13 protein-coding genes are annotated in these 16956 nt (G+C 67.1%); 5 read left to right on the forward strand and 8 right to left on the reverse strand.

The window, feature by feature from the left end; all coding sequences use genetic code 11:
• The first annotated feature begins 87 nt into the window (after window positions 1-87).
• The 5 genes from ASE35_RS20940 (at window position 88) to ASE35_RS02455 (ending at window position 8652) form a co-directional block, all read left to right on the forward strand.
• Window positions 88-429 (forward strand): hypothetical protein, encoded by a 342-nt coding sequence (locus ASE35_RS20940; RefSeq protein ID WP_235569980.1) that lies wholly within the window; start codon window positions 88-90, stop codon window positions 427-429.
• Window positions 430-825: 396 nt separating this feature from the next.
• The gene (locus ASE35_RS20950) at window positions 826-1335 is read left to right on the forward strand and encodes a hypothetical protein (protein WP_157489227.1); all 510 of its coding nucleotides are present in this window, start codon (window positions 826-828) and stop codon (window positions 1333-1335) included.
• A 1463-nt stretch (window positions 1336-2798) separates the two neighbouring features.
• The gene (locus tag ASE35_RS02445) at window positions 2799-6128 is read left to right on the forward strand and encodes a S8 family serine peptidase (protein ID WP_057162863.1); all 3330 of its coding nucleotides are present in this window, start codon (window positions 2799-2801) and stop codon (window positions 6126-6128) included.
• Between the two features lie 109 nt (window positions 6129-6237).
• On the forward strand, window positions 6238-7926 hold the full coding sequence (locus ASE35_RS02450) for a YadA-like family protein (protein ID WP_057161259.1): 1689 nt from the start codon (window positions 6238-6240) through the stop codon (window positions 7924-7926).
• A gap of 264 nt (window positions 7927-8190) precedes the next feature.
• Window positions 8191-8652, forward strand: a complete 462-nt coding sequence (locus ASE35_RS02455) for a hypothetical protein (protein ID WP_057162864.1) — start codon at window positions 8191-8193, stop codon at window positions 8650-8652.
• Between the two features lie 131 nt (window positions 8653-8783).
• Here ASE35_RS02455 and ASE35_RS02460 read toward each other — a convergent pair whose 3' ends face one another.
• The 8 genes from ASE35_RS02460 to ASE35_RS02495 form a co-directional block, all read right to left on the reverse strand.
• The gene (locus ASE35_RS02460) at window positions 8784-9392 is read right to left on the reverse strand and encodes a hypothetical protein (RefSeq protein ID WP_082611076.1); all 609 of its coding nucleotides are present in this window, start codon (window positions 9390-9392) and stop codon (window positions 8784-8786) included.
• A gap of 15 nt (window positions 9393-9407) precedes the next feature.
• Complete coding sequence (locus tag ASE35_RS02465; RefSeq protein WP_056173568.1) at window positions 9408-10811, reverse strand: pectin acetylesterase-family hydrolase; 1404 nt, start codon at window positions 10809-10811, stop codon at window positions 9408-9410.
• 283 nt (window positions 10812-11094) lie between these two features.
• Complete coding sequence (locus ASE35_RS02470) at window positions 11095-11982, reverse strand: DMT family transporter (protein WP_057162865.1); 888 nt, start codon at window positions 11980-11982, stop codon at window positions 11095-11097.
• A 20-nt stretch (window positions 11983-12002) separates the two neighbouring features.
• A complete protein-coding gene (gene murB, locus ASE35_RS02475) occupies window positions 12003-13049 on the reverse strand; it encodes a UDP-N-acetylmuramate dehydrogenase (RefSeq protein WP_057162866.1) in 1047 nt (348 codons plus the stop codon).
• Window positions 13046-14101 carry a quinone-dependent dihydroorotate dehydrogenase gene (locus ASE35_RS02480; RefSeq protein ID WP_056173573.1) on the reverse strand — a complete coding sequence of 352 codons (1056 nt, stop codon included), beginning with the start codon at window positions 14099-14101 and terminating at the stop codon, window positions 13046-13048. The genes murB and ASE35_RS02480 overlap by 4 nt, the downstream gene beginning before the upstream one ends.
• A gap of 107 nt (window positions 14102-14208) precedes the next feature.
• On the reverse strand, window positions 14209-14538 hold the full coding sequence (locus tag ASE35_RS02485; RefSeq protein ID WP_057162867.1) for a hypothetical protein: 330 nt from the start codon (window positions 14536-14538) through the stop codon (window positions 14209-14211).
• A gap of 51 nt (window positions 14539-14589) precedes the next feature.
• Entirely contained in the window at window positions 14590-15330 is a 741-nt protein-coding gene (locus tag ASE35_RS02490) for a metallophosphoesterase family protein (RefSeq protein WP_057162868.1), read from the reverse strand.
• 56 nt (window positions 15331-15386) lie between these two features.
• The gene (locus tag ASE35_RS02495) at window positions 15387-16919 is read right to left on the reverse strand and encodes an aldehyde dehydrogenase family protein (protein WP_056173582.1); all 1533 of its coding nucleotides are present in this window, start codon (window positions 16917-16919) and stop codon (window positions 15387-15389) included.
• Window positions 16920-16956 lie beyond the last annotated feature (37 nt).

Below are 16956 nucleotides of genomic sequence, written 5' to 3' on the forward strand. Positions count from 1 at the left end.
GTTCTTCCGATGGCGATGATTTACGGATTTATCTATGTCGCATTTGCGTATTCCAGTATCCGGACAATATTATTTCCAGATCCGAATATGAGTTTTGGTCCGCATGTGATGCCGGTTTTTCTTGCTGCATTTCTGGGGGTTCGAGCGGTTTCTGGGGTTGTTTTGATCGTTTCATCGCTAATGATTTTGGTCAGGCGGCGCGCGTGGATTTTTGTGTTTTTTGCTTCATTGATATTAATTAATGCATACAATATATACAGCATGGTATCTTTCATGCCTGATGCCAGAATGGTTGGTGCCAGTGTTTTAGCTTTTTTCCCGCCAATCATGCTCGTGGAGTACGTGCTGCACTTCGTTGCATTGATTGCATCGGCCTTCCTGCTCAGATCAATCGATGAATCTCCGCGTCCTGCTGGACAACCCAATTGAGACTTTGGAATGAAACAAGGACACCCGGCGTAATGACGCAGTTGCAGGGGGCAACTTCGGCAGTGCGTTTTTGTCAGCTGGATTGACGGCGGCGTTTATGCCCCATGTTGGACGCATAACCAATGATGTAGGTCGGACGCTTGTCGGCGCTCTTGTCGGTGGAACAATCTCGGAGCTGTCGGGCGGGAAGTTCGCGAATGGTGCGATCAATGGCACCGAAAATAGGGGGCAGAGTGGGCTTTGCAAGAAATCCAATCTGACCCCTGTTTTCCCATGCCACGATGGCGGAAACCGCGCTATTCTTCCAGTACAAGAATGCGGGCGTCAGTGAGGCGAGGCACGAGTTGCGTTCCTATGAAAAGGATGCTTTCAGCTTTGAGGGGCAGGTGATCAAATATGCTCGCTAATCTATCCATCGCAGTCTTAGCGGTTATATTTTCGAGCCAGGTGCTGGCTGCGACTGCAGCGCCACAGTGGCTATTCGTAGAGACGACTACGGGACTTTCAGCCGACCTAGATTACGAAGGTGGCACGTTTGGGGTTGCGGAAGATGCATTGCCCGCAAAGATTTGTGCAAGCGCAGAGCCATATTTTTGTTTTTCGAGTTCATTCGGCTTCGAGTTTGCGATTCCAAAAGAATATAAGAATGAGCGCAAATGGATCTACGGAGGGAGAGTTTATTGCGTGGTCGCTGCTACTCCTGACATAAAGGGGGATGGGGTTGTTGGTGATACGCTGGTCATAAAGTCGCGAGCTGGAAAGTCGTGCGACGAGGGTGAGTCTTACGATCAGTCGTATCTATACTCCAAACAGGCTGGTCTACGACTTGTCACCCTCACGAAAGCAGGCAAGTCAATTTTTCAGCTGATCTCCATCGATAAGAGAGGGTTCCCGCATCCAAAATGATGTGGGCAATGCTGTCGTAGGGAGAGCAGCAGGAGGACAGGGGGCAGAGTGGAGCGCCCCGGGTTTTTCGGGCAGATCGAATGGTTATGTTGGAATTATGGGTGTGGAGTCGGTCGCGCAGTCACTATCAAGGAATATGGTGCGCTTTATGACGCCTATAGTCGGAATAGTGAGAGCGGGCGTGACGTTTTCGTTGATTGCTGGTTGTGTGCACACCACCGGGAGTGCGGCTGGTTCGCGCGCCGTCGGTTTTTATAGCGACAAAGATGTATTGTTATGCGCCGCCCAGCTTGTCGAGGAAGGTCGGATTACGGTACAGACTTGTCGTTACGCTCCATGCAAGTCAGATATTTAGAAGGCTTTGAATTTTTCTGGTCATGAACTCGAGAATGCTTCAGTTGCGACGGTTTATCTCGATGTCAAGGATGGAAATGCGATGTTCGATGTGAATGGGAGAGTTCAGGGGCATCCGGTTTCCATCGCTCTCACCTTTTCCAAAAATGAGTGCGTCGTAGAGGCGTATGCGGTAATCGATTAGTTCAGTAAGTTTGGATTCCGTGAATGGGGTCTCGGGTTCGCGGCTTGATTGAGCGATCGTTTTTTTGCTGATCCGCGAGCTACGACGGTGATGTCGGCTGCGGTGCCGGTGGTTTGGAGGGCAACGCCAGCGCCAGCACCAGGGAAGGAAACAAGGACACCCATAGATCAGTGGGCGAGGGAGTGAGATTCCTACAGATCCGACGGCGGTGTGGCGACTCCTGAAGCTACCGCCGTTGTAGTACCTCCGGCCGCTGGAGCAAGGTGGAGTTCGGTACGCGCGGTATGCCCACTACAGCCTGGACGGCCTGGCCTACGAGATCGCGTTGGGCAATGGCGGGCGTATCGGCTTCTGGCATCGAAAATCCCGGGCAGGAAGGGCCTATAAGGAGCGGTCTGCCGCGCTTCACCTTGCTTCGTCTTTTGCAGCCTGCCGCGTGTGTACGGGGCTGCGTTACCTTGCCGACCTCCGGGTCGGCGCGCCGGTGGCGACCCGGCCTGGGGGCGATGCATCTACTGGCGCTCGGGAAGGGTCCTGGTGGGCGACGGATCAGCGGGTCTGATCCGGGCGCGTCGTCGGCGCATGAGGCAGTTTTAGGCCCTGCGCTTTCGGACTTTTCTGCCCCCATATAGACCGGCCTTGCCCCGGTCGGCACTACGCAGGTGTCTAAATCTGGCGCTCAGGCACATGCCCGCTCGGCGATTTTGTGCATAGCATGTGCCTGACGAGGTAGGGCGATCTGTACCGGCGCCCGTTATCGATCAGGTCGGCGCCTGGGGAAGCGCTGGCCGGCGCCTTTGGCGGTTCGTGCTCCTGCGGCCGGTCGGGCCTCGCTCAATACCACTCTCCCATCTGGGCCACCGGTTCGGCGTAACGCCGTCGGTGGGCGTATGCATTGCGGAACTCGCATTAGGGGACGTTGCACATGTCGACAAGAATCAACCGATGGACGATCGGGCTGGCGCTGGGTGCGCTGGCCGCGATCGCCGGCGCCACCGTCATGCTCGGCGGCCGCGTATCCGACGCCGGTGCGCCGATCGGCGGCGCGCCGCCGGCCAGTGCCGGCGCCAACAACAACTTGCCGGAGCAGCAGGTCCGCAAGTACATCGTGGTCTACCGCGAGGCGCCGCTGGCGACCTACCGTGGCGAGGTCCAGGGTTTGCCGGCGCCTGAGCGCATGGTGGGCCAGCCCGGCGTGCCGCAGATGGCGCGCGCCGCCGCGACCGCGGCCGGCGAAGGCCGCGTCGATGTGCGCAGTTCGCGTGCCCGCGCTTATGTGCGCCACCTCGAAGGCGCGCAGCGCCAGCACGAGGCCGGCATCGCCGCCGCGATCGGTCGTCCGTTGCGGATCGAGCGCCGCATGCAGCACGCGCTCAACGCGGTGGTCACCGACCTCAGCGAGGCCGAGGCGCAGCAGGTGCAGCGCCTGTCCGAGGTGCAGTTCGTCGAGGAATATCGCGAGTACGAGCAGGACACCGACGTCGGCCCGACCCTGATCGGCGCGCCGCAGTTGTGGAATTCGCCGACCAGCCCGGTAAAGGGCGAGGGCGTGGTGGTCGGCATCATCGATTCGGGCATCAACTTCGGCAGCCCTTCGTTCGCGGCCACCGATGAGCAGGGTTACACCCACGTCAATCCGCTGGGCGCCGGCAACTACCTGGGCACCTGCGCCGCAGGCGGCGTCGATGCGGGGCGTTGCAACGACAAGTTGATCGGCGGCTACGACTTCGTGTGCGCGGCGCCGGGCAACACTTGCGGCGCGCCGAATATCCGCGAGGAGCCGGGCTTCGGCGACACCAACAGCCACGGCAGCCATACCGCCGCGACCACGGCGGGCAATTTCCGCACGGTGAACTTCAAGGGCCGCAACAGCCTGATCTCCGGCGTCGCGCCGCACGCCAACATCATCGCCTACGACGTGTGCTACACGAACACGGCGACCGGTCGCGGCCTGTGCCCGAACACCTCGTCGGCCGCCGCGGTCGATCAGGCGGTCGCCGACGGCATCGTCGACGTGCTGAACTTCTCGGTCGGCGGCGGCGAAAACCCGTGGAGCGATTCGGTCTCGCTGGCCTTCCTCAACGCGGTCAACGCCGGCATCTACGTGGCGACCTCGGCCGGCAACAGTGGCCCCGGCCCGAACACCATGGGCCACCTCGAGCCCTGGACCGGTTCGACCGCGGCGGCGCAACACGGCCGTCAGGATTTCAATCCGGTCCTGCAGGTCACCGGCCCCGGCACCGTGCCGGCCGCGCTGAGCGCGATCGTGCTCAACGAAGGCACCGGCGGCGTCGCGTTCACCGCTTCGATTGCGCCGACCACGCCGCTGCGCGTGAGCCCGGGCATCGACACCGTCGACGACGGCTGCGCCGCGTATCCGGCCGGCACCTTCGCCGGCGCGATCGCGGTGATCCGCCGCGGTACCTGTTCGTTCACGATCAAGTCGGGCAATGCGGCCGCCGCCGGCGCGGTGGCCGTGGTGATCGCCAACAACGCCGCCGGCGGTCTGATCCCGACCATGACCGGCGCGACCATCCCCGGCTTCGCGATGCTGCAGACCGACGCCAATGCGGTGCGCGATTTCCTGGCCGGCAACCCGGGCACTGCCGGCATCAGCGTGCTGCCGATCCCGAACACGCCCGACGTGCTCGCCGATTTCAGCTCGCGCGGTCCGGCCGGCACTTACGATCTGCTCAAGCCCGACGTCACCGCGCCCGGCGTCAACATCCTGGCGGTGGTCGCCGGCACCGCGATCAGCGGTTCGGAGAACGCGGTCGGCCTGATGAGCGGTACCTCGATGGCGTCGCCGCATCACGCCGGCGCCGCCGGTCTGCTGCGTCAGGCGCGTCCGACCTGGACGGTGCCGGAAGTGAAGTCGGCGCTGGTGATGACCGCCGAGCAGCAGGTGTTCAAGGAGGATTCGATCACGCCGGCGACGCCGTTCGATCGCGGTGGCGGCCGTCTGCGTGTTGACCTCGCGCTGCGCGCCGGTCTGGTGCTCAACGAAATCCGCGCCAACTACCTGGCCGCCGATCCGGCCATCGGCGGCGACCTCGCCAACCTCAACCAGCCCAGCCTGGCCAAGGCGCGCTGCGTGGAGCGCTGCGTGTTCACGCGTACCTTCCGCAACACCCAGACGGTGCGCCAGGGTTGGACGGTGAAGCTGACCGGCCTCAGCGGCACGATCACGCCGGCGCTGTTCACCCTCAATCCGGGCGAGAGCAAGGCGGTCAAGGTCACGGTCAACAGCTACCAGTTGCCGGCTGACGGTTCCTGGAACTTCGGCACCCTGGTGCTGACCCCGACCTCGATCGGTACGCTCGACCAGCCGACCCTGCGCCTGCCCGTGGCGGTGTCGGTGCCGCCGCCGGTGATCGCGCTCAACCCGCTGCAGATCGCAGCGACCTTGCCCGTGGGCGGTACCGGTTTCGCCAACTTCCGTATCGACAACCTCGGCGGTTCGCGTCTGGATTACACGATCGACAACACCGGGCAGGGCCTGCGCACCTTGCTGGATGCGCCGCGCGGCGCGGTCAGCAGCGGTTTCCGCGCCACCACGTACACGGATCCGGCGACCGCCGGTTCGGCGGCGCAGTTCAGCGCCGACGACTTCACCGTGACCGAGGCCACGCGCATCGTCACGCTGTACACGGAAGGTTTCGTGTCCAGCGGTCAGCCCTTGGCGACCACCGCGACCAGCCTGACCTGGACCCTGTTCCGCGACAGCGGCGGCAATCCGGAAGGCAATCCGCAAGCGTCGCCGGGCGTGGCCGTGTGGAGCTACACCGCCGCACCGACCGCCGCCGGCGTGACCATCACCGGCGCCAACATCGGCCTCAACCTGACCACCGCCGGCCAGAACGTGGATCTGCTGCCGGGCCGTTACTGGCTGGTGGTGAGTGCGCGTTCGAGCTTCGCCAATCGCTGGGTGTGGTTCGCTTCCAACACGGGCGACACCGTGTTCCGCACCATCACGGTGACCACCGCCGGCGCCGGCGCCTGGACCGCGGCCACCGGTTTCGCGGGCCTGGCCTGGAACGTGGGCGCGTCCAACGCCTGCGGCGCGCCGTGGATCGGCGCACCGGTGAGCGCGATGGGACGCGTGAACCCGGGCGCGGTGGGCAACAACGCCCAAGTGCAGCTCAACGCGGCCGGCCTAAGCGCGGGCACGCACGTGGGCTACATCTGCGTGGCGAGTAACGACCCGGTCAAGCCCAAGGTCGCCGCGCGCGTAACGCTGACGGTCACGCCGTAACGTTGGCTCGCTAACTTCGCCGGGCCCGGCAACGGGCCCGGCGATTTCTCAGATACCGGTACGGGCCGCGTTGCACGGCCCATCCAATCGATTCCTTAGGGGGAACGCAATGAAGCAGATGCACTCCACGCTCCTGTCGTCCGCGCTGTTGCTCGCGCTGGCCCTGCCCGCCACCGCGATGGCGGGCGAACCCTGCCTGCTCGACGACGGCCTGGGCGGCACCACCACCGGCGGCGCGACCGCGGCCGGCGGCGGCGCCACCGCCTGCGGCAGCGGCGCGACCGCCAGCGGCGACGGCAGCACCGCGGTAGGCGCGGCCAGCACCGCCAGCGGCACCGGCAGCACCGCGGTGGGCGCCGACAGCAACGCCGGTGGCGATCAGAGCACCGCGGTGGGCCAGGGCGCGCAGGCCGGTGGTTTTGGCGCCACCGCCTCCGGCAGCGGCAGCAACGCTAGCGGCGAATTCGCCACCGCCACCGGCACCGCCAGCGAAGCCACCGGCCAGTTCAGCAGCGCCAGCGGCGCCGGCGCACGTGCGACCAACGACAACGCCACCGCCACCGGCGCCTTCAGCGAAGCCAGCGGCCTGGGCAGCACCGCGCACGGCTACAACGCCATCGCCAGCGGCGAGCTCAGCAGCGCCAGCGGCAGCGGTTCGGTCGCCTCGGGGGACGCCAGCACGGCCAACGGTGCGGGTTCCACCGCCAGCGGCAAGGGCAGCACCGCGACCGGCGCGCACAGCGTCGCCAGCGCCGACGGCGCCACCGCCAACGGCGGCTGGGTCGATAAGGACGGCGACGGCGTGGTCGATCCGGACGAAGTGACCACCGCCAGTGGCCTGGAATCCAGCGCCTACGGCGGCGGCGCGCAGGCCACCGCGGACCAGTCCAGCGCCTTCGGCGGCCGCAGCGTCGCCAGCGGCATCGGCAGCAGCGCGTTCGGTTACGGCGCGCAGGCGACCGTGCAGAACGCGACCGCGATCGGTCAGGGCAGCAACGCCAGCGCCACCAACAGCGTCGCCCTGGGCGCGGGCTCCAACGCCAACCGCGCCAACACGGTGTCGGTGGGCGATACCGGCAACGAACGCCAGATCACCAACGTCGCCGCCGGCACCCAGGGCACCGACGCGGTCAATCTGACCCAGTTGCAGGACGGCAACGCCGCCACCTTGAACGCGGCCAACACCTACACCGACACCGTCGCGGCCAACACCTTGAACGCCGCCAACACCTATACCGACACGGTTGCGGCCACCACGCTCAATAGCGCCAATACCTACACCGACACGGTCGCGGCGGGCACTTTGGCCAGCGCCAACAACTACACAGACTCGCGCGTGACCAGCAACAACGCGGTGGTGCTGAACCAGGCCAACGCACACGCTGACGCAGGCGACGCGGCCACGCTCAACGCCGCCAACACGCACGCCGACGCCGGCGACGTGGCTACGCTGCGCACCGCCAACACCTACACCGACACCCGCTTCGCCCAGGCGATCGCGGCGCCGATGGTGGCGATCGACGACCTGCGCAGCGACATGCAGTGGGGCTTCGACCGCACCGATCGTCGCATCGATCGCGCCGGCGCGATGACCGCGGCGATGGTGCAGATGGCGACCTCCGCCGCGGGCATCCACACCAAGAACCGCGTCGCGGTCGGTGCGGGCTTCCAGAACGGCGAGCAGGCTCTGTCGATCGGTTATCAGCGCGCGATCAGCGAACGCGCCACGGTGACCTTCGGCGGCGCCTTCAGCAGCTCGGAGAGCTCGGCGGGCGTGGGTGTGGGTTTCGGTTGGTAAGGCTTCCCTGGGAATGTGCGACACATTGACGGCGCCTCCGGGCGCCGTTTTTTTTGGCGAAGCGGGTCGTCGCGCAGCGGCGTGTCGAGCTGGTCTTGCTGTCGCACGGCATACGACGCGGCCGCGGGTGCGCCCAGGCGAGGGCCGGCTTGGGGCGCGTGTTGCACCGCGACTTGACGACGCAGCACCCGCGCCACAGTGTTTGCGCGCCGGCGAAGGACTTGGCCGGGATTTGGCGCGACGCGCCAATACAGGGGAAAGGATATGGCAGACAACAACAATGCGCGCGCCTGGTTCGGCGCGCCGATCGTGATCATCCTGCTTTCGCTCTACGTCTACATCTTCTTCCGCTACGGAGTGACGGCGAACTGCGAAACCGACGAGCCTAACTGCGGTTTCACCCCGGCCATGTCGCAAGCCTTCTCCTGGATCGCAGGACTGGTATCGGCATTGGTGATCGCGCAGCTCGCCATCGCCGAGCCGGGCGACGTGCCCTCCTTGCTGGGCGTGCGTTCGCAAACGCCAGGCAGCTGGCAGTCCATCATGCAGTCGTCGATTTCGATCGTCTGCATGCTGGTGTGGACCTCGGTGGGCCTGTACGCCTTCATCCTGGGGCTGGACCGCAATCCGACCCTGCCTAAGGAACTGGTGGCGTACGGCCAGTCCTGGATCGGCCTGGCGATCTCGGCCGGTTACGCCTATCTGGGGATATCCAAGGTCAAGTGAGCCTGTCTCGCAGGATGCGCTGATAGCCGCATCGCTGCGTGCTGGGCTGCTCGCGTCGGGCGATGCGGTGCGCCTTCGGCTTACCGCATCCTACGAGTGTCGTCGCGTGTAGAGCATCGCGCGCCGCGACGCTATCGATACGCGCGTTCGCGTTCGGTCTGCAGGCGCTGGCGCAGGTACTCGTCGCGGGTCAGGCCGCCCGGGATCTTGCTCAGCGCCGCCACTTCGGCCACCACCTGGGCCTCGCGCTGCTTGTAGGACTGGAAGCGCGGGTCGTTGCGTTGCTGGGCCAGCCACTGCGCGTTGCGCTGGTCGGCGATGGCGCGGTAGCGCGTCGCCATGGCTTCGACCTGACGCATCTGCTCGGCCTGGTCGGGCACGGTGGCCTGGATCAGGGCCACGCGCAGCAGCATGGTTTCGCCGGCCGACAGTTCGCCGGCGCGCTCGTAGGCGTCGACGTCTTGTTCCAGCGCCTGGGCCTGGCGCATGCGTTCGGCCGCGCTCAGTGCGGCGGCGTCGCGGAAGTAGCGCTGCGCCTGGTCGCGAAAGTGTTGCCGATCGCGGTAGGCACGCGCTTGCGGCGTGGCCAGCAGCGAGGCTTGCCTGGCGTCGGTCGGGCTGGCCTGCGCGCCCGCGACGGCGGCGACGCTCGCGCGCGCCTCGCGCGAGCGCGCCACCAGCACCGCCGCGGCCAGGGCCGCGACGGCGAGGGCGATCAACAACAGCTTGGTGCGGCTCATACGCGCGGCCGCGCCTTAGCCCAGCAGCTGGTCGACCAGCCAGTACAGCAGGTTGAACGGCTTGGCGCGGTCGGCCTGGTCGTTGGCTTCGCTGGCGTCGACGACCTTGCCGTTGCCGTCGAGCACGCTGTCGATGAACTGCTTCAGCTGCAGGTTCTGCGCCTGCACGTCGCCGTTCTTGAAATCGACGATGGTGGTGCAATGGCTTTCGTTGAGCGCGCGGTACTGCGGGAAATAGCCGCCGAAGTTGTCCAAGGTGTTGAGGCGCGCGGACAGGCGCTGGGTGTCGGTGCCCCACTTGGCGTGGATCAGCGCTTCCTTGGCGGCCTGGTTCGGCGCGGCCTGGATATCGGCGTGGAAACGCTCGTAGGAATACGAGGAGTAGTTGAGGTCCTGCCAGAAATGGGTGGCGCCCAGGCGATCGCCGCCGTGCTTGTTGGCGAGCGCGGGATACAGCGATCCCAGTTCGTTGAGATCCAACTGCGGCAGGCCGCTGGCGAGGTAGGCGAGCGGGCCGTTGGGCGCGTCCAGGCCCCAGGCGCCGCGGATGTGCGCCATCAGCGGTTGCGAGGGATATTGCGCGGGATCGCCGTTGCGCGGGGTCGGGAAGATCGGGCCGGAATCGTCGATCAGGAAGCTGCGTGTGGGCGCGAGGTCGCGACGCAGCGGGTCGTAGTTGATCAGGCTGCCGGCGCCGCCGGCGCTGCAGCCGGTGCTGAGCATCTGGCCCGGGCGCGGCAGGTTGTCCTTCAACCAGGCCACCACCGCGCGCGAGTTGCGCAGGCCGTTGTGGTGCCACACCAGCGGCGGGGCCTGATTGCTGGGATCGTTGTAGACCGCGACCTTGTCGCCGCCGTAGATGTCGCCCGTGCAATAGGGCACGTAGACCATGTTCCAGTTCTGGGTCTTGACCGCATCGAAGGGGCTGACGCGGGTCACGAACGGGCTCACCAGGCTGGCGCCGGGATTGAGCAAGCTCATGTAGTCGTCGGGAATGCCGTTGGGATTACGCGCGCCGCGGATGCCGCTTTGGCCCGAGCAACTGGCGTAGTCCCAGCACGCGCCGCCGCCTTCCATGTAGATGATGGTGTTGGTGGTGTTGGGCACGCGGTTGACGAAGATCTTGTACGGCGAGCCGTCGCCGCAGACCGCGCCGGTCTCGGCCGGCAGTTGCACGGTCTGCCATTGGTAGTAGGCGCCGGGGCTGAAGCCGTCGGCCTTGGCCGCATCCTTGCTCAGCAGCGGGTACTGGCCCTGGCGCTGGGCTGGCTGCACCGGGTTGTTGGCGCGCGGCGGCGAGACCAGGTTGCCCAGGGTCTGGAAGAAACCGTAATCGCCTTCTTCGGCCAACAGCGGCGGGCTGGCCAGCGCGATCGCGCCTCCCAGCAGGACGACGGCGACGGAACGGGTATTGGCCATGGCCTAGCTCTCCTTTGCGTGCGATGTGTGCGGGCGGTGCCCGCGCGACGCGACGTGTTATCGGTCCCCCCGGTCCGATGCCGTCGCGGCAGCCCCCTGTCCATACTGCTGCGTCTGGATATCGCCGCAGGCGCGGCACCGTCAATGCGTATCGCGCGCACACGGCCGATTGGCCGCAAACGCAGCCCTGCGTGTCCGTTTATGCCCGGAATCCGGTCACGGAACCGGGGCGCGGGCGCCTGCGGTTCTTGCGCCGCAGCATGACGCTGCGGCGATGCGGGGCCTATTCGCCCGGTGCCGCCGCTTCGCTGGCCGCGTTGGAGGCCGCGCGCCGCGCCAGCACCGCCTCGCGGTGGGCGATGTAGGCGTTGGAGGCCAGGATGATACTGGCGCCGATCACGGTCCAGTGGTCGATGGATTCGCCGAACCACAGCCAGCCGGCCACCGCGACCAGCGGTAGCTGCATGAAGCTGATCGGGGTCAGCGCCGAGACCTCGCCGAGTTTGAGCGCGTGCGTCCACAGCACCTGGCCGCCGGTGCCGAGCACGCCGGCGGCGACCACCCACACCCACATCGCGCCCTGCGGCCATTCCCACACGAACAACGCGGGCAGCAGCGACATCGGCACCCAGAACAGATAGGTATAAAGCACGATCGTGTTGGCCGAATCCACGCGCGACAGCTGCTTGATCTGGATCGCGACCACGCCGCTGAGCACCGCCGCCAGCAGGGCGATCAGGGTGCCGGCGGTGAAATCGGCCGAGCCCGGGCGCACGATCACCAGCACGCCGACGAAGCCCAGCGCGACCGCGGCCCAGCGCCGCGCGCGCACCTGTTCGCCCAGGAACAGCACCGCGGCGATGGTCACGAACAACGGGGTGGAATACGACAGCGAAATCGCCTGCGCCAGCGGCAGGTGGCCGATCGCCCAGAACCCGGCCAGCATCGAGCAGATGCCGATCGCGCAACGCACGAAATAGCGCGGTAGCTGCTGGGTGCGCAGGGCGGCGCGGTTGGCGCCGGCCAGCAGCGGCAGCACCGCGAGCAGGCCGAAGAAGTTGCGGAAGAACGCGATCTCGAAGGTGTGCAGTTCGGCCGAGGCGATCCGGATCACGATCGCCATCGCGCCGAAGCACAGCGTGCTGGCCAGCATGTAGGCCGCCGCGCGCATCGGTTGCGACAGCGGGGCAGTCACCAGCGTGCGCCGATCAGGCGCGGCTCGGGTTCGATCGCGACGCCGAAGCGGGCCTGCACCGAGTCGGCGATGCGGCGCGCCAGATCCAGCAGCTGCGCGCCGCTGGCCTGGCCGTGGTTGACCAGCACCAGCGCGTGCGAGGCGGCCACGCCGGCGTCGCCGTCGCGGTAGCCCTTCCAGCCGCAGGCGTCGATCAGCCAGCCTGCCGACAGCTTGCGGCTGTCCTCGTCGGCGCCGCGGAACACCGGCAGCGCGGCGTGTTCGGCCAGCAGCGCCTCGGCCTGCGCGCGCGGCACGATCGGATTCTTGAAGAAGCTGCCGGCGTTGCCGAGCACGGCCGGGTCGGGCAGCTTGCGGCGCCGGATCGCGATCACCGCCTCGGCGACCGTGCGCGGCGTTGGCGCGTCCACGCCCATCGCCGCCAGTTCCTCGCTCAAGCCGGCGTAGTCCAGCTTGAGCGCGGGCGTGCGCGGCAGCGCGAACTCGACCGCGGTCACCAGGTAACGGTCGGGCGCGTGCTTGAACAGGCTGTCGCGATAGGCGAAGCGGCAGGCGGCGGCGTCGAAGCGGTGCAGGGTGGCGGTGGCCGGTTCATAGGCCTCGACCGCGTGCACGAAGTCGCGCACCTCCACGCCGTAGGCGCCGATGTTCTGGATCGGTGCGGCGCCGACTGTGCCCGGGATCAGGGCCAGGTTCTCGAGGCCGGCGTAACCGGCTTCCAGCGAGCGCATCACGAAGCCGTGCCAGGGCACGCCGGCGTCGGCGCGTAGGATCGCGCCGTCGCCATCGGGCCGCTCGCCCAGCACCTGCACGCGCTCGCCGGTCAGGGCCAGCACCGGGCCGGCGGGATCGCCGGCGAACAACAGATTGCTGCCGCCGCCCAGGATCAGGGCGATGCCGCCCTGCAGTTCGGGCAGGCGCAGGACCTCGTCCAGGCGCGCGGCGTCGGCGACTTCGGCCAGCACCGGCGCGGTCGCGGCCACGCCGAAGGTGTTGCGTCGGGTCAGCGCGGCCTCGCGCAGGAGGCGGACGGCGTCGCTCATGCCGGCGGGACGTTGCCGCGGCTCGGGGCTTCCTTGCGGCGACGCATCGCTTCCACGCATTCGTTGACCAGCGCCGGCCCGCGATAGACCAGGCCGGTGTAGCACTGCACCAGGGCCGCGCCCGCGGCCATCTTGGTTACCGCGTCGGCGCCGGACAGGATGCCGCCCACGCCGATCATCGGGATCGATTCGGGCAGGCGCGTGCGCAGCATGCGCAGCACGGTGGTCGACTGGCCCATCAGCGGGCGCCCGGACAGGCCGCCCACCTCGGTCGCGCGCGGCGAGCCTTCGACGGCGATGCGCGAGACGGTGGTGTTGGTGGCGATCACGCCGTCGACCTGCAATTCGCTGAGCACGCGCGCGGCGGCCTCGATGTCGTGATCGGACAGGTCGGGCGCGATCTTGACCAACATCGGCACGCGCTTGCCGTGCAGCCCGGCATATTTCTCCTGCGCCTCGCGCAGGGTGCCGATCAGGCGGCGCAGGGATTGCTCTTCCTGCAGCTCGCGCAGGCCGGCGGTGTTGGGCGAGGAGATGTTGACCGTGATGTAGTCGGCCAGCGGATACACCCGCTCCAGACACAGCAGGTAATCGTCCTCGGCCGACTCGTTCGGGGTGTCCTTGTTCTTGCCGATGTTGATACCGAGCAGGCCGTGGCGGCGCTGGGCGCGCTCGACGTTGCGGACCAGGGCATCGACGCCCTCGTTGTTGAAGCCCAGCCGGTTGATCACCGCCTCGTGCTCGGGCAGGCGGAACATGCGCGGCTTGGGATTGCCTTCCTGCGGCCGCGGCGTGACCGTGCCGACCTCGACGAAGCCGAAACCCAGCGCGAGCAGGGCGTCGATATGCGCGCCGTTCTTGTCCAGTCCGGCGGCCAGGCCGACCGGATTGGGGAAGGTCAGGCCGAAGGCCTTGGTCGGAAACGGCTTGGGCCGTGTGGTCAGCAGCGGGTTGAGGCCGGTGCGATAAGCCGTTTCCAGCGCCGTGAGGCCAAGGCCATGCGCTCGTTCGGCATCCAGTCCGAAGAGAAAGGGGCGGGCGAGGCTGTACACGGGATCGCAGGCGTCCGCTGTAGAACGAATACGCATTATCGCCTATGCGGCGCTCATCAGGCGAGCGCGGATCGTCCGCGGGGGCGCCGGACGCGTCCCGCCGCGGCCTATCCCACTACGCCGCAGCACAGGAAAAACACCACGAAACCCAGTGCCGGCAACAGGGTCAGCAGCACCGGATAGCCCCGCCACAGGGCGGCCGCGGCCAGGCCGCCGCCGCCGGCCGGCTCCTCGCGGCGACGGATCGCCGCGCGCGCCTTATGCCCGCAGATCATCGCCAGCAGGGCGACGAACTGGGCGGGCAGCACGCGACCCAGGTGTTCGTGGAGCTGGGCGGTGGCGGGCCAGGTCCAGACCGCCAGGGCCCAGGTCAGGGCAGCCAGGGCCTGGCCGATCAGCGGCCAGGCGCCGACGTCTTCGAGTTCGGGACGGTTCACGGCGCGGTCCCGGTACCGACCCACGACAGCGGCCGCGTTGCGACACCTCGCTCAGCCGGCGACCCGGCCGCTGCGCAGGGCCCGCGCCCAATCCGCGCGTCCGTTGCGCAGCGCCAGCGCGGCCGCGGCTTCGTGGTCGTAATCCACCGCGATGAGCTCCGCCTGCCAACGCCCGCTGGCGTCGTCGACGATGGCATAGCGGGCGCGCGGGTCGCCGACCTCCATGTCGTGCGGGCTGGGGTGTTCGCTGTGATAGGCCTGCAAACCGACGCTGCCGGGATTCAAAAGCAGGCGGCCGTCGTCGAGACGGGTGGCGCGCGGGATGTGGGTGTGGCCGCACAGGATCAGCGCGTGCTGGATGTCGCCCGCGCGCTGCCGCGCCTCGTCCTGGTTCGCCGCGCGCGGACCGCCGTGGTCCAGATGTTCGAGGAAGTATTCGAGATCGTCGCGCGGCGTGCCGTGGCAGAGGTAGACGGACTCGCTCAGGGCCAGCGTCGCCGGCAGCGAGGCGATCCAGGCCAGTTGGTCCTCGCGCAAGACGTCGCGCGCGTACGCGTCGGACTCGCCCATGCGCGCGCGCGGCGTGTCCAGCAGCTGGCGTTCGTGGTTGCCGCGGATGGTGGGCAGGTCCAGGCCGATCAGCAGATCGGCGGTGGCCACCGGTTGCAGCGGGCCGGACAGGATGTCGCCGAGATTGACGGTGAGATCGCAGGCGCGCGCGCGGATGTCGGACAGGACCGCGCTGAGCGCATCCAGATTGCCGTGGATATCGGAGACGACGGCGATACGCATCGCGTGCTCCCGCAGCGGGCCCGCCTGGGCAGGCCCGCCTGTTTACGGTTGCGACCTCAGAGGTCGAACTTGATGCCCTGGGCCAGCGGCAACGCGTCGGAGTAGTTGATGGTGTTGGTCTGGCGGCGCATGTAGGCGCGCCACGCATCCGAACCCGACTCGCGACCGCCGCCGGTTTCCTTCTCGCCGCCGAACGCGCCGCCGATCTCGGCGCCGGAGGTGCCGATGTTGACGTTGGCGATGCCGCAATCCGAACCGGCCGCCGACAGGAAGGCCTCGGCCGCCTTGAGGTTGGCGGTGAAGATCGACGAGGACAGGCCCTGCGGCACGTCGTTCTGCAGCGCGATGGCTTCATCGAGCGTCTTGAACTTCATCACGTACAGGATCGGCGCGAAGGTCTCGGTCTGCACGACTTCGGCGTCGTTGGTCAGGCCGGTGACGATGGTCGGCAGCACGAAGTTGCCGGGGCGCTCGATCGCCGCGCCGCCGGTGGCGACGGTGCCGCCGCTGGCCTTGGCCTTCTCGACCGCATCCAGATACGCCTGCACGGCATCGCGGCTGTTGAGCGGGCCCATCAGGTTGGTCGGGTCGGTCGGGTCGCCGATCTTCTTCTCGACCTGCTTGAACGCCGCGACCAGCTTGGCCAGCACGTCGTCGTGGATGGACTCGTGCACGAACAAGCGACGCGTGGTGGTGCAGCGCTGGCCGGCGGTGCCGACCGCGCCGAACGCGATCGCCGGGATCGCCAGCTTCAGGTCGGCGCTGGCGTCGACGATGATGGCGTTATTGCCGCCCAGTTCCAGCAGCGAACGGCCCATGCGGCGCGCGACGCGCTCGCCGACGTGGCGGCCGACCTTGGTCGAACCGGTGAAGCTGATCAGGCCGATGCGCTTGTCGTCGACGAAGTTCGACGCCAGCTCGGTGCCGGCGTCGTTGAACAGGAAGAAGATGTCCGGGAAGCCGCCGGCGCGTAGCGCTTCGTTGCAGATCTTCATCGAGGCCACCGCCGACAGCGGGGTCTTGGGCGAGGGCTTCCAGATCGTGATGTCGCCGCAGATCGCCGCGATGAACGAATTCCAGGCCCACACCGCGACCGGGAAGTTGAAGGCCGAGATCACGCCGACGATGCCCAGCGGATGCCACTGCTCGTACATGCGGTGACCGGGACGCTCGGAGTGCATGGTCAGGCCGTACAACTGGCGCGACAGACCGACGGCGAAGTCGCCGATGTCGATCATTTCCTGCACTTCGCCGTCGCCTTCCGGCTTGGACTTGCCCATCTCCAGCGCGACCAGCGAACCCAGCGCGTCCTTGTGCTTGCGCAGTGCGTCGGCGCACAGGCGGATGGCTTCGCCGCGGCGCGGGGCCGGAGTGGTGCGCCACACCGCGAACGCGGCCTGGGCGCGCTCGACGATGGTGTCGTAGTCGCTCTGCGAGGACGCCTGCACGCGCGCCAGCACTTCGCCGTCGGTGGGGTTGATCGATTCCAGCACGCCCGCGTCGCGCGTCGCGGCCCATTCGCCGTGGCCGAGATAGGTGCCGGACTCCAGGTCTTTCAGGCCTAGGGCGGTCAAAACTGCGTGCGTCATCGAAAAAACTCCGGAGTCAAAAGCATTGAAAAATCCG

This window comes from Lysobacter sp. Root916 (assembly GCF_001429785.1).
Taxonomy (GTDB): Bacteria; Pseudomonadota; Gammaproteobacteria; order Xanthomonadales; family Xanthomonadaceae; genus Lysobacter.

What these genes read in the sequence shown, in the direction of transcription:
- ASE35_RS20940 (WP_235569980.1), top strand. Translation starts at nt 88, where the DNA reads ATGAGTTTTGGTCCGCATGTGATGCCGGTTTTTCTTGCTGCATTTCTG.
- ASE35_RS20950 (WP_157489227.1), top strand. Translation starts at nt 826, where the DNA reads ATGCTCGCTAATCTATCCATCGCAGTCTTAGCGGTTATATTTTCGAGC.
- ASE35_RS02445 (WP_057162863.1), top strand. Translation starts at nt 2,799, where the DNA reads ATGTCGACAAGAATCAACCGATGGACGATCGGGCTGGCGCTGGGTGCG.
- ASE35_RS02450 (WP_057161259.1), top strand. Translation starts at nt 6,238, where the DNA reads ATGAAGCAGATGCACTCCACGCTCCTGTCGTCCGCGCTGTTGCTCGCG.
- ASE35_RS02455 (WP_057162864.1), top strand. Translation starts at nt 8,191, where the DNA reads ATGGCAGACAACAACAATGCGCGCGCCTGGTTCGGCGCGCCGATCGTG.
- ASE35_RS02460 (WP_082611076.1), bottom strand. Translation starts at nt 9,392, where the DNA reads ATGAGCCGCACCAAGCTGTTGTTGATCGCCCTCGCCGTCGCGGCCCTG.
- ASE35_RS02465 (WP_056173568.1), bottom strand. Translation starts at nt 10,811, where the DNA reads ATGGCCAATACCCGTTCCGTCGCCGTCGTCCTGCTGGGAGGCGCGATC.
- ASE35_RS02470 (WP_057162865.1), bottom strand. Translation starts at nt 11,982, where the DNA reads ATGCGCGCGGCGGCCTACATGCTGGCCAGCACGCTGTGCTTCGGCGCG.
- murB (WP_057162866.1), bottom strand. Translation starts at nt 13,049, where the DNA reads ATGAGCGACGCCGTCCGCCTCCTGCGCGAGGCCGCGCTGACCCGACGC.
- ASE35_RS02490 (WP_057162868.1), bottom strand. Translation starts at nt 15,330, where the DNA reads ATGCGTATCGCCGTCGTCTCCGATATCCACGGCAATCTGGATGCGCTC.
- ASE35_RS02495 (WP_056173582.1), bottom strand. Translation starts at nt 16,919, where the DNA reads ATGACGCACGCAGTTTTGACCGCCCTAGGCCTGAAAGACCTGGAGTCC.